Annotated in this window: 15 protein-coding genes; 7 read left to right on the forward strand and 8 right to left on the reverse strand. The window is 56.0% G+C overall.

The features are described 5' to 3' along the window. Positions 1–2 precede the first annotated feature (2 nt). From fdoI to fdnG, 3 genes are read right to left on the reverse strand one after another with little or no spacing between them, the layout of a single operon-like run. Positions 3–629, reverse strand: a complete 627-nt coding sequence (gene fdoI / locus ABLU86_RS20345) for a formate dehydrogenase cytochrome b556 subunit (protein ID WP_015368962.1) — start codon at positions 627–629, stop codon at positions 3–5. After that, the gene (fdxH, locus tag ABLU86_RS20350) at positions 626–1528 is read right to left on the reverse strand and encodes a formate dehydrogenase subunit beta (protein ID WP_015368961.1); all 903 of its coding nucleotides are present in this window, start codon (positions 1526–1528) and stop codon (positions 626–628) included. The genes fdoI and fdxH overlap by 4 nt, the downstream gene beginning before the upstream one ends. 12 nt (positions 1529–1540) lie before the next feature. Continuing rightward, on the reverse strand, positions 1541–4591 hold the full coding sequence (gene fdnG / locus ABLU86_RS20355) for a formate dehydrogenase-N subunit alpha (protein WP_086557745.1): 3051 nt from the start codon (positions 4589–4591) through the stop codon (positions 1541–1543). Positions 4592–4748: 157 nt separating this feature from the next. Between fdnG and fdhD the strand changes: the two genes are divergently transcribed. Together fdhD and ABLU86_RS20365 are read left to right on the forward strand one after the other, a co-directional pair. After that, positions 4749–5585 (forward strand): formate dehydrogenase accessory sulfurtransferase FdhD, encoded by an 837-nt coding sequence (fdhD, locus tag ABLU86_RS20360; RefSeq protein ID WP_026612185.1) that lies wholly within the window; start codon positions 4749–4751, stop codon positions 5583–5585. 128 nt (positions 5586–5713) lie between these two features. Beyond that, complete coding sequence (locus ABLU86_RS20365) at positions 5714–5926, forward strand: YdgH/BhsA/McbA-like domain containing protein (RefSeq protein ID WP_015368957.1); 213 nt, start codon at positions 5714–5716, stop codon at positions 5924–5926. A 44-nt stretch (positions 5927–5970) separates the two neighbouring features. On the opposite strand, the gene ABLU86_RS20370 is transcribed toward ABLU86_RS20365, so the two are convergent. Together ABLU86_RS20370 and ABLU86_RS20375 are read right to left on the reverse strand one after the other, a co-directional pair. Further along, positions 5971–6294 (reverse strand): AzlD domain-containing protein, encoded by a 324-nt coding sequence (locus ABLU86_RS20370; protein WP_015368956.1) that lies wholly within the window; start codon positions 6292–6294, stop codon positions 5971–5973. Beyond that, positions 6294–6953, reverse strand: a complete 660-nt coding sequence (locus ABLU86_RS20375; protein ID WP_015368955.1) for an AzlC family ABC transporter permease — start codon at positions 6951–6953, stop codon at positions 6294–6296. The genes ABLU86_RS20370 and ABLU86_RS20375 overlap by 1 nt, the downstream gene beginning before the upstream one ends. 100 nt (positions 6954–7053) lie before the next feature. Here ABLU86_RS20375 and ABLU86_RS20380 point away from each other — a divergent pair, with 100 nt between their 5' ends. From ABLU86_RS20380 to ABLU86_RS20400, 5 genes are all read left to right on the forward strand, one after another. After that, entirely contained in the window at positions 7054–7602 is a 549-nt protein-coding gene (locus ABLU86_RS20380; protein WP_015368954.1) for a helix-turn-helix domain-containing protein, read from the forward strand. Positions 7603–7802: 200 nt separating this feature from the next. Further along, on the forward strand, positions 7803–9014 hold the full coding sequence (locus tag ABLU86_RS20385) for a ribokinase (protein WP_015368953.1): 1212 nt from the start codon (positions 7803–7805) through the stop codon (positions 9012–9014). A gap of 15 nt (positions 9015–9029) precedes the next feature. After that, positions 9030–9953, forward strand: a complete 924-nt coding sequence (locus tag ABLU86_RS20390) for a dihydrodipicolinate synthase family protein (RefSeq protein WP_348796386.1) — start codon at positions 9030–9032, stop codon at positions 9951–9953. A 13-nt stretch (positions 9954–9966) separates the two neighbouring features. Further along, a complete protein-coding gene (locus tag ABLU86_RS20395; protein WP_020077575.1) occupies positions 9967–10458 on the forward strand; it encodes a YhcH/YjgK/YiaL family protein in 492 nt (163 codons plus the stop codon). Continuing rightward, a complete protein-coding gene (locus ABLU86_RS20400; protein ID WP_015368950.1) occupies positions 10455–11726 on the forward strand; it encodes an MFS transporter in 1272 nt (423 codons plus the stop codon). Before ABLU86_RS20395 ends, ABLU86_RS20400 begins: the two co-directional genes overlap by 4 nt. A 45-nt stretch (positions 11727–11771) precedes the next feature. Here the strand turns inward: ABLU86_RS20400 and rhaM are convergent, their stop codons facing one another. Genes rhaM through rhaD form a run of 3 tightly spaced genes read right to left on the reverse strand, consistent with a single transcriptional unit; the run spans position 11772 to position 14086 of the window. Then, on the reverse strand, positions 11772–12086 hold the full coding sequence (gene rhaM, locus ABLU86_RS20405) for an L-rhamnose mutarotase (RefSeq protein WP_015368949.1): 315 nt from the start codon (positions 12084–12086) through the stop codon (positions 11772–11774). After that, positions 12083–13231 (reverse strand): lactaldehyde reductase, encoded by a 1149-nt coding sequence (gene fucO / locus ABLU86_RS20410; protein WP_063443299.1) that lies wholly within the window; start codon positions 13229–13231, stop codon positions 12083–12085. The genes rhaM and fucO overlap by 4 nt, the downstream gene beginning before the upstream one ends. A 30-nt stretch (positions 13232–13261) precedes the next feature. Beyond that, complete coding sequence (gene rhaD, locus ABLU86_RS20415) at positions 13262–14086, reverse strand: rhamnulose-1-phosphate aldolase (RefSeq protein ID WP_015368947.1); 825 nt, start codon at positions 14084–14086, stop codon at positions 13262–13264. Between the last annotated feature and the right edge of the window lie 8 nt (positions 14087–14094).

A 14094-nucleotide genomic window follows, 5' to 3' on the forward strand; every position in this document is an offset into this window, starting at 1 on the left:
GTCTATTTTTCCTGTTTCTGGCGGACTTCACGGTACCAGCGCGGGTGATGTTTCTTCGCCCACGTTTTGGTAACCCAGCCTTCCACCATCGCGGTAATGGTGCCTTTCACCCAAAGGGCGGCGTAGATATGCACCATGATAACCACAATTAACGCGACTGCGGCAAAAGAATGCAGCATCAGCGCGAATCGGATCACCGGGATTGAGAATGCAGGCGCAAAGTACGGACGCCAGATGATCACGCCGCTTACCAGCAGCAGCACCAGGAAAATAATCGCCGCCCAGAATACGCATTTCTGGCCGAAGTTATAACGCCCGGTATCGCCTACCTCCTCGTTGACGACGATCTTACGAATATTCTTCGCCCAAAAGATATCATCCCGATTGATTAGGTTGTGATGCCAGTAACGGAAAAACATGATGATAAACGACGCGAACATCACCACCCCGACGAACGGGTGGAGAATACGCGCCAGCTGCGGCGTACCGAGAATATGCATCAGCCAGTTAAACGACGGGAAGAAAAAGCCTAACCCGCTTACCGCCGCCAGAATAAAGCAGAAGGCGGTTATCCAGTGGTTGATGCGTTCCGGCGCCGTGTAGCGCACGATGGTGTCACGTTTTCTCATTTGCGCACCTCGTCTTTCTCTTCATGCAGGTTGTCTTCTTCTTCATCTGCGCGGTTCGGACCGACGCCGACGTAGTGGAAGATACTGGCTGCGAAGGTCGCAGCAAAGCCGACCGCCGCCAGCGGTTTCCAGATACCTTTCCAGAATTTCACCGTTTGGCTGATTTCCGGATTCTCTGGCAGACCGTGGTAGAGATTCGGTTTATCGGCATGGTGCAGCACGTACATCACGTGGGTGCCGCCAACGCCAGCCGGATCGTACAGACCCGCCTTGTCATAACCGCGGGTTTTCAGCTCTGCGACGCGCTCGCCGGCCAGCGTTTTCATATCCTCTTTCGAACCAAAGTGGATAGCGCCGGTCGGGCAGGTTTTCACGCAGGCCGGCTCCTGGCCGACAGTCACGCGGTCTACGCACAGCGTACATTTGTAGACGCGATTGTCTTCCGGGTTCAGGCGCGGTACATCGAACGGGCAACCTGCGATGCAGTAGCCGCAGCCGATACACTGCTCAGACTGGAAGTCGACGATGCCGTTAGCGTACTGAATGATCGCGCCTTCTGACGGACAGGCCTTCAGGCAGCCCGGGTCAGCGCAGTGCATGCAGCCATCTTTACGAATAAGCCATTCCAGCTTGTCGTTTTGTTCCACTTCCGAGAAGCGCATGACCGTCCATGACTTGGCGGTCAGGTCCGCCGGGTTGTCATACACCCCAACGTTGTTACCCACTTCGTCACGGAGATCGTTCCATTCGGAACAGGCCACCTGGCAGGCTTTACAGCCGATACAGGTGGTAACGTCGATAAGCTTCGCCACTTCCTGCTGGTGGTCCCGCGCCTGAGGCGCGGGAGTGAAACCGTTAGTCGCGGAACGACGAATAATATCTTGCGATTGATAAGCCATAAGTCGTCTCCGTTACACCTTTTCCACGTTCACGAGGAAGGCCTTAAACTCCGGCGTCTGCGTGTTGGCGTCGCCGACAAACGGCGTCAGCGTATTGGCGATAAAGCCTTTTTTCGCCACGCCTTCGTAGCCCCAGTGAATAGGAATACCGATGGTATCCACCTCTTTACCGTGAACCTGCAGCGTACGAATACGCTTGGTCACCACTGCCTTGGCTTTGATATAGCCGCGGTTAGAGGAGACCTTCACGGTATCGCCGTGGCCAATGCCGAGCTTATTCGCCAGTTTTTCGCCGATCTCCACAAACTGTTCCGGCTGCGCGATGGCGTTAAGCAGCGCGTGTTTGGTCCAGTAGTGGAAGTGCTCGGTCAGGCGGTAAGTGGTGCCGACGTACGGGAACTTCTCGGCCTTGCCCATCTGCTCGAGATCGCCTTTAAAGACGCGAGCGGCCGGGTTAGAGACCACGTTTGGATGCAGCGGGTTAGTCCCCAGCGGCGTTTCAAACGGTTCGTAGTGTTCCGGGAACGGCCCTTCAGCCATCTTATCGATAGCGAACAGACGCCCCATCCCTTCAGGCTGCATGATAAACGGACCGACGTCGCTGCCAGGGGCGGCGGCGCTGTAATCCGGAATATCCACTCCGCCCCATTTCGCGCCGTCCCATTTCAGCAACTGACGCTTCGGATCCCACGGTTTACCCTGCGGGTCCGCGGAGGCGCGGTTATACAGAATGCGGCGGTTTAGCGGCCATGCCCAGGCCCAGCCCAGCGTATTGCCGAGGCCTGACGGGTCGGCGTTATCGCGGCGCGCCATCTGGTTGCCTTCCGGCGTCCAGCTACCGGCGAAGATCCAGCAGCCGCTGGAAGTCGTGCCGTCGTCGCGTAGCTGTGCGAAGGAGCTCAACTGCTGCCCTTTCTTAACGATTACCGCGCCGGTTACCGGATCGATGATATCCGCCAGCGCTTTACCGTTGCTTTCCATCGCCACTTCTTCAGACGCCGGCTCGTGCGGCGTGGAGTAGTTCCACGTCATGTTGAGCACCGGCTCCGGCGTTGGGCCGCCTTCTTCGGCATACATCTTACGCAGGCGGGTGAAGATACCGGCGAGGATTTCACCATCGGTCACGGCGATCCCCGGGGCGTCCGCGCCTTTCCAGTGCCACTGCAGCCAGCGGCCGGAGTTGACGATAGAACCGTTTTCTTCGGCGAAGCAGGTGGACGGCAGGCGGAACACTTCGGTCTGGATTTTCGCCGGATCAACATCGTTGGACTCACCGTGGTTTTGCCAGAAGGTGGACGTTTCAGTGTTGAGCGGGTCGATGGTCACAAGGAACTTCAGCTTCGACAGGGAAGCCACTACCTTGTTTTTGTTCGGGAACGAGGCGACCGGGTTAAAGCCCTGGCAAATGTAGCCATTCACTTTGCCCTGATTCATCATCTCGAAATACTGCAGCACGTCGTAGCTCTTATCCCACTTCGGCAACCAGTCAAAGCCCCAGCTATTTTCCGCCGTAGCTTTATCGCCGAAGAAGGCTTTCATCATGGAGACGAAGAACTTCGGATAGTTGCCCCAGTAGTTCACCTGATCTTTCAACAGCGGTTTTGGCGTGTTGGCGCTCAGGTAGGTCTGCAGGTCGGCCTGTTTTTCATTAGGCAGCGACATGTAACCCGGCAGGCTGGTTGAGAGCAGGCCGAGGTCGGTCAGACCCTGGATGTTGGAGTGACCGCGCAGGGCATTGACGCCGCCGCCTGCCATCCCCATGTTGCCAAGCAGCAACTGGATCATCGCCATGGTGCGAATGTTCTGCGCGCCGATGGAGTGCTGGGTCCAGCCTAGGGCATACAGGAACGACGCGGTTTTATCGTGCGCGCTGGTTTCTGCAATATATTCGCAAACTTTAAGGAAATCGGCCTTCGGCGTACCACAGATGTTTTCGACCACATCCGGCGTATAGCGGGAAACGTGCTGTTTTAGCAGATTCCAGACGCAGCGTGGATGCTGCAGCGTGGTATCGCGTTTGGCGAAGCCGTTTTCATCCAGTTCATAGTTCCAGCTGGTTTTGTCATACTGGCGTTTTTCGGCATCGTAGCCGCTGAACAGACCATCATCAAAGCTGTAGTCCTCACGCACGATCAGGCTGGCGTTGGTATAGGCTTCGGTGTATTCACGGTTGAATTTTTCGTTATTCAGCAGATACAGGATGACGCCCGACAGGAAGGTTATGTCGGTACCGGAACGAATCGGGGTATAGAAATCAGCCACCGACGCCGTACGCGTAAAGCGCGGATCGATAACGATGAGCTTGGCGCCGTTATGAATTTTGGCTTCCATCGCCCAGCGGAACCCCACCGGATGCGCTTCTGCGGCGTTACCGCCCATCACTACGACCAGGTTGGCGTTTTTAATATCAACCCAGTGGTTGGTCATCGCACCGCGACCAAATGTTGGAGCAAGACTTGCTACCGTTGGTCCGTGTCAGACACGCGCCTGGTTATCCACCGCCAGCATCCCGAGGGCGCGGGTGAATTTCTGCGTTAAATAGCCGGTTTCGTTACTGGAAGCGGAGGCGCACAGCATACCGGTGGTCAGCCAACGGTTAACGGTGGTGCCGGCGCTGTTTTGGGCGATAAAGTTGGCGTCACGGTCTTCTTTCATCAGCTTCGCGATGCGATCGAACGCTTCGTCCCAGCTGATTTGCTGCCATTTATCAGAACCTGGCGCGCGATATTCCGGGAATTTCAGGCGGCTTTCAGAATGGATAAAGTCCACCAGACCGGCCCCTTTCGGGCAGAGCGCACCACGGTTTACCGGATGATCCGGATCGCCTTCGATATGGAAAATGGATGCTTTGGCGTTTTTCGCACCGTCGCCGAGGCTATACATCAATAGCCCGCAGCCAACGGAACAGTACGTACAGGTGTTGCGGGTTTCGCGAGTACGCAGCAGTTTGTACTGCCGGGTTTCCGCGAGCGCAGTAGCCGGGGCAAAGCCCAGCGCTGCTGCCGTCGTGCCTGCCATACCGCCAGCGCAGATCTTAAAGAACTGCCTTCTGCTGACCTGCATGGTTCGCTCCTTGTTTCGACATTGTCACATGTAGTTATTTACTTTGCGGTGAAGGCCGCAAAGGTTCAGAATTGAGTTAATTTCCCTCGGTCCTGGAGGGATATAAAAACAGAATACCACATTGTGTGTATGCCTGTTCCAATACGGTTAAATGAAAGTGAATAAGAACCTTCCTGAACAAATCAAAAATGTGACAGATGTCACAGGTTATCGCCAGGTTACCCTCTGGAAACGTGAGGATTTGCAACATCCTCAGCCAGACGAGGTAGCAGAAGAGGTACCCGTCGCTCTGGTTTATAACGGCATCTCGCACGTCGTCATGATGGCGACGCCACGTGACCTGGAACATTTCGCCGTCGGTTTTTCCCTATCTGAAGGGATTATACAAAGCCGACAAGAGATCTACGGGATGGACGTGGTGCAGGCCTGTAACGGGGTAGAAGTGCAAATCGAACTCTCCAGCCGCCGGTTTATGGGGTTGAAAGAGCGCCGCCGGGCGCTCGCCGGGCGTACAGGCTGTGGAGTATGTGGCGTCGAGCAGCTAAATGATATCGGTAAGCCCGTTGAGCCGCTGCCCTTTAGCCAGACCTTTGCGCTCTCTCATCTCGATCGCGCGCTCAAACAGTTAAATGAGGTTCAGCCAATCGGCCGCCTGACCGGCTGTACGCACGCCGCCGCGTGGGTGCGCCCTGACGGCGAACTGGCGGGCGGGCATGAAGATGTAGGCCGTCACGTTGCGCTGGATAAACTGCTGGGGCGCCGTAGTGCAGAAGGAGAGGGCTGGCAGCAGGGCGCAGCCTTAGTCTCCAGCCGCGCCAGTTATGAGATGGTACAGAAGGCCGCGATGTGTGGGGTGGAAATTCTGTTTGCGGTCTCCGCGGCGACGACGCTGGCGGTGGAAGTCGCCGAACGTTGTAATCTGACGCTGGTGGGGTTCTGCAGGCCAGGCAGAGCGACGATTTATACTCATCCGCAGCGTCTTATTGCCGGTTAAATGTTGGTCAGTTTTTTTGAAAGATGACAGCAAATCCTTCCGCTTTTAGTTACGGGATGTGAAGACTATTATTTATCACATCAAGGCACGGTGCCTTATCCAAACAACTAAATGAAAGGGTTTATATCATGAAAAGCATCAAAACTTTTGTCGCTGTTATCGCTCTGGCCGCTTCTTTCGGTTCTTTCGCCGCGCAATCCGTGACCGCCACCGCCTCCACTATGGACGCCGCGGAAGCGAAAATCGCCGCTCAGGCGCAGGCTGCCGGCGCGTCTTCTTACACCATTACCGAAGCGTTTAACGGTAACCGCGTGCATATGACCGCTGAACTGAACAAATAAGTTAGCAACCCACTACCGTCGAAAGAGCGCCTCAGGGCGCTTTTTTAGTTTATACCCGCCAGGCGTAGCAACGCCGTCACCACCGCCGCGGCGATAATCACCACGATAAGCGGCATCTTGCGCCAGGCAAGGAACACGGCAAAACCGACGCCCAGTACCCGCGCCATGCCGGAAAAATGCTCGCCTTCATAAAAGGTGGTCGCCAACGCCACGGAAAATAGCAACACCGTCGCGGCATCAGAAAGCAGCGCCTGCGAGCGCTCGGAAAACGCTAAACGACTGCCAAGCTTTGCCCCACCCAAACGCATCAGATATGTGCCGATCGACAGAATCGCGATCCCGGCGATAAACAGCGTCATATTGCCCATTATTTTTTCCTCGCCAGTAAGCCAAACAATGAGAGCAGAACCGGTAATCCAACCGGCGCGAAGGGCACGGCGGCCAGCGAAATAACCGCGCCGCTGCAGGCGCGAATCAGTGTGGTACGTTTTTTAAAAGCCGGTACCACCAACGCCAGCAGGATGGCCGGGAATACCGCATCCAGGCCGATTGTTTCTGGAGCGGGTAACAATTTCCCGACCCCGGCGCCCAGCAGGGTACCGAGCGGCCAGATGAGCGCCACACCCAGGCCGCAGAGCCAGTAGGCGGCTTTCCGTTGCTCCGGGGTTTTCTGCGACAAGCCGAACACCACGCTCTCATCATTCATAATGTGGCAGCCGAGCAGGCTGGCGGCGCGTGCGCCGACCAGATCGCGCACGGTGACGCCAAAAGGAACGTGGCGGGCGTTCACCAGTAAGCCTGCTGCTGCGGCGGCGAGAGGGTTACCGCCGCTGGCGATAATACCGATAAACATAAACTCAGAGGCGCCGGCCAGCACCGTAATGGAAAGGACAAACGGCACCCACAGCGGAAAACCGTAGGCCATCGCTAATGAACCGTAAGACATGCCAACCACGCCGACCGCCAGGCATACCAGAACGATTGCTTTAATGGTGTCCCCACTGAGACAGGAAAATTTGTAACGCATACGCTTTAGCCATATCGAACGAATTTCCATTATAATGAACGCAACAGAATGGTTTTTCAAGACGAACGATTCGTTCGATATAAAATACGAGGAGCGGTGTATGACACAGCCCATCAGCGTAATTGCTAAAAGCCTGACGCGCGAGCGCTCGCGCACCGGACTCTCACTGGCGGAGGTGGCGCGCCGCGCCGGGATAGCCAAATCGACCCTGTCACAGCTGGAATCCGGTAATGGCAACCCTAGCCTGGAAACATTGTGGGCGCTGTGCGTGGCGTTGGATATTCCCTTCGCCCGTTTGCTGGAACCGCAGGCCAACCAAACCCAGGTGATTCGCCGCGGCGAAGGCACCAAAGTGGTTGCTGAACAGGCCAACTATCAGGCCATTTTGCTGGCGGCTTGCCCTCCCGGCGCGCGTCGCGATATCTATCTGCTGTTGACGCAGCCCGGCGCCGATCGGATCTCGCACCCGCACCCGCCCGGGTCGGTCGAACATATTATTATCACTCAGGGGCGCGCGCGCGTTGGCCTCACCGAAGCGCCAGAAGAGCTGGGGGAAGGGGATTACATCTGCTACCCGGCCGATCGGGAACATCTCTTTCAGGCGCTGGAGCCGGATACCCAGGCGCTGCTGGTGGCAGAGCAAAATTAGTCATAATCTGCGCATTTTATTCTGATGCGCAGAAGATTATTTCATTTCCCATTAATGAATGAGTGAATTATTTATTCACTCATTTTCTTTATTGTTTTTCCATTTTTGTTTCCTTCCGTTTTGCCTGAAAACATGGGATTGATGTCACTCTTCCTGCCGGAAGGGGTTCGTATACTTAATTCGTGACATTGGGGCCTATTATGTTTTTAGAAGAACGTAGAAAGCATATCCTGAAATATTTAAACGATCATGAGCGTGGTTTTGTTAATTATTTTGCTGCTTATTTTAGTGTTTCAAAAGAAACCATTCGCAGTGATTTAAATATTCTTGCAGAAATGGGGTTGGTGCACCGTTGTTATGGCGGAGCGATTATTTCCCGGCACAATTTAAAGGCTGAACTTATTTCTGAAACCGGTGATAGTTTCGGCGTGCTGCTGCAGCCGATTAACCATCGGAAACCTACGGCGAGCGGTCAGCAGAAAGGAAAATCGATGAACGGCAAAGTGTGTGTATTCGGCTCATTTAATGTGGATATCGTGGCCCGAGTGGAGCGTTTTCCGCGCGGCGGGGAATCGCTACTGGCGCTCGCCAGCAGCCTTGGGCCCGGTGGCAAGGGGGCGAATCAGGCGACGGCGGCCAGTAAAGCCGGCGCGCAGGTCCATTTTGTCGCTAAGGTGGGCAAGGATCAGTTTAGCCACCTGGCGGCCGATCATCTCACTCGTTCAGAAATACACTCCTATACGCTTTATCAATCTGAGAGCGAACCTACCGGCAATGCCATTATTTATGTTTCGCAGGAAAATGGCGAAAATATGATTGCTATTTACTCCGGCGCCAATACTACAATAACTCATAATGAGATTGAGGCGATTATTCCTGAACTTAGCGCCTCCGACGTTTTACTTGTTCAGCTTGAGAATAATTTTGATGCCACTCATTCGCTAATAAAAAAAGCCAGAGAACTCGGTAAGACAGTCATTCTCAATCCGGCGCCATACTCGGCGGAAATTATCAAAAGCATTCCTTATATCGATGTGATTACACCGAATGAAACCGAGGCTTCATTATTATCCGGTATCGACATTCACGATGTTGATACTGCCAAAGAAGCCGCGCTTCGCATCGCTGAATTAGGCGCAAAGAAAGTGCTGATTACCATGGGATCGCGCGGGGCGCTGCTGCTGGATAATCGCCAGTTTAGTCAAATTCGCGCCTTTCCGGCGGTCACCGTCGATACCACCGGCGCTGGCGATGCGTTTAATGGCGCGCTCGCCGCCTCGCTGGCTGCCGGCAACACCCTGGTTCAGGCTGCGACCTGGGCCTCTGCTTTCGCCTCTCTGGCCGTCGAGCTGGAGGGGGCTTCCAACATGCCTGACTTTGCGCAGGCAAATGCCCGACTCCGTACCCTCTAATCCAGGAAAAATAAGATGAAAACGATTAACGGTGTTGTACCCGTCATGCTGACCCCTTTTACCGCTGACGACCAGATTGATTATCCGGCGCTGGTGAAGCTGATCGACTGGTATCTGGCAAAAGGCGTGGATGCGCTTTTTGCCGTCTGCCAGTCCAGCGAAATGCAATATCTCAACTTACAGGAGCGTGTCGAGCTGGCGCGTTTCGTGGTGCAACGCGTGGCGGGGCGCATTCCAGTCATTGCCTCGGGCCATATCAGCGATGATCTGGCGGCGCAAAAAGAGGAGTTGCTGGCAATGGCGCAGACCGGCATTGATGCGCTGGTGTTGGTCACTAATCATCTTGATCCGCGTAATGAGGGCAGTGAAGTCTTTTTCGCTACCCTGCAATCGCTGTTGGCGGCTTTACCTTCTTCCATGCCGCTGGGGCTGTATGAGTGCCCGGCGCCGTATCGCCGCCTGCTTAGCGACGACGAGTTCGCCTGGTGCGCCAACAGCGGTCGTTTCGTGGTGCTGAAAGATGTGAGCTGCGATCTGCCTACCGTTGAGCGCCGCGTGCGTCTGGCGCAGGGAACCCCGCTAAAGGTCATCAACGCCAATGCTGCGATCGCCTGGCCGGCGATGCTGGCGGGCGCCGAAGGTTTCAGCGGCGTGTTCACCAACTTCCATCCCGAACTGTATAGCTGGCTGTGGCGGGAAGGCAAAAATCAGCGGGCGCTGGCCGATGAACTGGCGATATTTCTGTCGCTGGGCGCGGTAACCGAAACGCTGGGCTACCCGAAAAACGCCAAAATTTACCATCAGCGCCTCGGGACCTTCGACAGTATCGCCTGCCGGGTTAATAAAGACGATGTGCTGAGCAAATTCTGGGGGCTGACGGTGATCCTCGACCAGATCAGCGCCGGGACTGAACTGTGGCAGCAGCGGATCGCCGGCTAAGGGAGGGATCATTATGATCGTATCGAGTCTGCAGGCGTGGCCTGCGCAACAGGCCGCGTTTCATCCGGCGATCCGCCAGGCGCTGGCGTTTATCGCCAGCCAGGATTTCCAGCGCTTCGCGCCGGGGAAAATCGACCTAATCCCCGGGAAACTTTTCTGCCTGCTGCAGGAGATGGAGAGCGTGCCTTTCGCGCAGGCACGGCCGGAGTCGCACAAGCAGTTTATTGATATTCAGTATCTGATTTCCGGCGAGGAGCGGATGGGTGTCAGCCGCGCAGAAAGCGGCTGTCATCGCGTTACCGAGGATCGGACGCCGCAGCAGGACATCCTGTTCTGGCACGTAGAAGATGAGGAGATGCAGATAACCCTGAAGCCCGGCATGTTCGCCATTTTCTTTCCCGAGGACATCCATCGGCCCTGCTGCCATCCGCGCGATGGCGAGCAGCAACATATCCGTAAAGCGGTGATGAAAATCGATCGCGCCTTGCTGGAGGAGGGTTTATGAGTTCGCTAAATCAAACGGCGGCTGAAGCGATTGCGGCGCCGAAACTCTCGCGTCGACGTTGGGGCATTATTTTAATCCTGCTGCTGGCCGCGGTGGTCAATTACCTCGATCGCGCCAACCTGAGTATCGCGAACACCACCATCGCCAGGGAGTTTGGCTTCTCTGGTACTGAAATGGGGCTGCTATTGTCAGCGTTTCTCTGGCCCTATGCGCTGGCGAATTTACCCGCCGGCTGGCTGGTAGACCGTTTCGGCGCGAAGAAAATGTTCAGCGGCGCGCTGGGATTGTGGTCAGCGGTAACGTTCTTAATGGGTTTCGTGAATACCTATAGCTTCTTCTATGGTTTGCGCATGCTGCTGGGCGTGGCGGAGTCACCGTTCTTCACTTCCGGTATCAAGATCACCCAGAGCTGGTTCTCGGAGAAAGAGCGCGGGCTGCCGACATCGATTATCAATACCGGTTCGCAAATCGCCAATGCGATAGCGCCGCCGGTGCTGACTATTTTGCTGTTATGGATCGGCTGGCGCGGCATGTTCATGGTTGTCGGCCTGCTCGGACTGCCATTGTTGCTGGCGTGGCTTAAATTTTATCGCGACCCGGACGCGCGCGAGGCGATGCTGATAAACACCGGCAAAGTCATGCGTCCCGAAGGTGAGCAGCCGAAGGTCAGCTGGGGCGAACTGTTTCGCCGGAAAACCACGTGGTTCATGATTGCCGGTAACTTCTGCATCATGTTTACCATTTGGGTTTATCTGACATGGCTGCCGGGATATCTGGAAACCTCGCTGGGCTTTAGCCTCAAGCAGACCGGTTTTATCGCCTCGATTCCTTTCTTTGCCGGTATTATCGGCGTGCTGTGTGGCGGGATGCTTTCTGACAGACTGGTGCGTAAAGGGATGAACGCCGTTACCGCGCGTAAAGTGCCGATTGTGGCGGGCGCCGCGCTGGCGGCCTGCTTCGTGATGCCGATTCCGTTTGTTGATAATAGCGGCGTTGCGATCGCCCTGCTGACGCTGGGCTACTTCTGTTCACAAATGCCTTCCGGCGTGATCTGGACGTTAGCGACCGATATGGCGCCGAAAGAACAGGTCGCCTCATTGGGTGCTATCCAGAACTTTGGCGGCTTTCTCGGCGCGGCGCTGGCGCCGATTATCACCGGCATTATTCTTGATGCTACCGGGCACTTTACCAACGTATTTATTCTCGGTGGGATACTGCTATTTATGGGCGCCTGCTGCTACGGTTTCTTTGTGCGCAAAAATGCCTAATCCCTCTGGTAGCAAAAACGCCTGATTGCTCAGGCGTTTTCTTTATTACGCAAGGTAAAACACTTCACTCAGTTCAGCGCTTAGCGGGCTGTTATCCGGATTCGTCGGCATCACCTCGCGCATATAGCGCCACCAGCGTTGGCAGACCTCGGTTTCCGCCACCGCATTCCAGCGGGCTTCCGATTCAATTTCCACCGTGGCGAATAGCAGATGGCGCTGTTTGTCGAGATAGATTGCATAGTGGTGCGCGCCATGCGCTTTCAGCGTCGCTTCCAGTTCCGGCCAGATGGGATTATGACGGCGCCGATACTCCTCGTGGGCGTCGGGATTGACCTGCATCACGAAGGCTTTGCGGATCATAACGCCTCCAGGTACAGCTCGCGTACCTCGTCGCGGCTGGCGCTGCGCGGGTTACTGGGCGCGCAGGGGTCGGCCAGCGCTTTATCCAGCCAGCCTTCGATATCAGCCTTACTCACGCCAAGCTGGCTAAAACCTTCAGGAATACCGACTCGTTTGCTCAACGCGCGAATCGCGTTAATCGCCGCCATGCTGGCGGTTTCATCGCTCATGTCGCGCGTATCGACGCCCATCGCCTGGGCGATGCGGGAAAAACGCGCCACCGCGTTCGGGCGGTTAAAGTTTTCGATAATCGGCAGCAGGATGGCATTACAAACGCCGTGCGGCAAATTGTGGGTCGCGCCCGGCTGGTGCGCCAGCGCGTGTACCAGACCAAGACCTGCGCTGTTGAACGCCATCCCTGCCAGATACTGGCCGTATGCCATCTGCTCGCGGGCCTGCAGATTGTGCCCGTCATCGACGGCCAGCGGCAGCCACTGGTGAATTAAGCGAATCGCTTCCAGCGCGTTGGCGTCGGTCAGCGGATGGGCGCCAACGGAGACAAACGCCTCGATAGCGTGGGTTAACGCATCCATACCGGTCGCGGCGGTAACCGACGGCGGAATATCCAGCATGACGCTGGCATCGTCGACGGCAATATCCGGGATGATGTTCGGGTCGATGATGACCTCTTTCACCTGACGTTCGCTATCGATAATCACCGCGTTGCTGGTCATTTCGGCGGCGGTTCCGGCGGTAGTGTTAATTGCCACCAGCGGCACGCCGGCATTTTTCACTTTGCCCACGCCGGAATAGGCCGTCGACGGCGCTGGGTTAGCGCTGAGGATTTTCACCGCCTTAGCGGTATCGATCGGGCTGCCGCCGCCGAAGGCGATAATATAGTCACACTTCGCCGCACGGAATGCGGCGATACCTTGCTGAACCAGCGCTTCGGTTGGGTTCGGAAAGACGTTATCGAACAGATGATAAGACAGTTGATGTGCTTCCAGCGCCTGGAAAAGGCTATCGAGCAGGCCCATTTCCACCAGATGACCGTCGGTGACAATCAGCGCTTTTCCCCATTGCTTGTCCGCCACCAGGTTCACCATATCGCCGATCGCGCCCGCGCCATGCAGGCTGATTTTCGGCAGTGCCAACATAAAGCTCATGATTATTCTCCTTAAAGGGCGCTCGCTTTCTTAGAGCGCCAGCGCGCTGGCCAGCGGCGTGACGCCAAAGCGTTGGCCTAACGCAATCAACTCTTCGCGGCTTATCGTCTGTTTCATGCCGCCCATCGAATAGACTTTCACCAATACCTCAGCGGACTTCTCGGCGGTATCGATCAGGCCGAAAGTTTCATCCAGCGTCGGGCCGCTACCGAAGACGCCGTGGAATGGCCACAGCACCAGAGAATGTTTCTGCATTTCGCCGGCGGTCGCCTGGCCAATCTCGTCGGTACCCGGCACCATCCACGGCAGAATGCCGACGCCGTCCGGGAACACCACCAGGCATTCGGTGCTGCCTTCCCATAGCTTGCGGGTGAACAGATCGCTGTTGTTCTCCAGCACGTAGGTCAGGGCGATCAGGTTGGTGGCATGGCAGTGCATGATCACGCGATCTTTGCCGCCGGTGGCTTTGATGCGCTCGCAGTGCGACAGGAAATGCGCCGGTAGTTCCGACGTCGGCACGGCTTCTTCCGTCAGCCCCCACAGGATGAAGTAGCCCGCGCCGTCGTTGTCCACTTTCACCACCCCGAGATTGGCGGCGGGATCGAGCTGCACGTTACGGAAGAATTTACCGGAACCGGTGACGATAAACGGCTGATTAGCCAGTTCCGGCATCGGCTGGCTTAAGGCGATATAGCGCGGCTGGGGGTGAAAATCGGCTTTGAAGGGCGCGATATCCGCTTCATCCAGGCGCAGCGTCAGATTGCCGCCGTTACGTTCGTCCCAGCCTTTAAGCCAGGCGTCGGAGGTGGCTTTGATCATGCCCTGAACGAACCATGAATTGATAATGTTGTGCATAGTCTTGT

It is taken from the genome of Klebsiella sp. JN_Kp121 (assembly GCF_040062145.1).
In the GTDB taxonomy this organism is placed as follows: Bacteria; Pseudomonadota; Gammaproteobacteria; order Enterobacterales; family Enterobacteriaceae; genus Klebsiella; species Klebsiella aerogenes.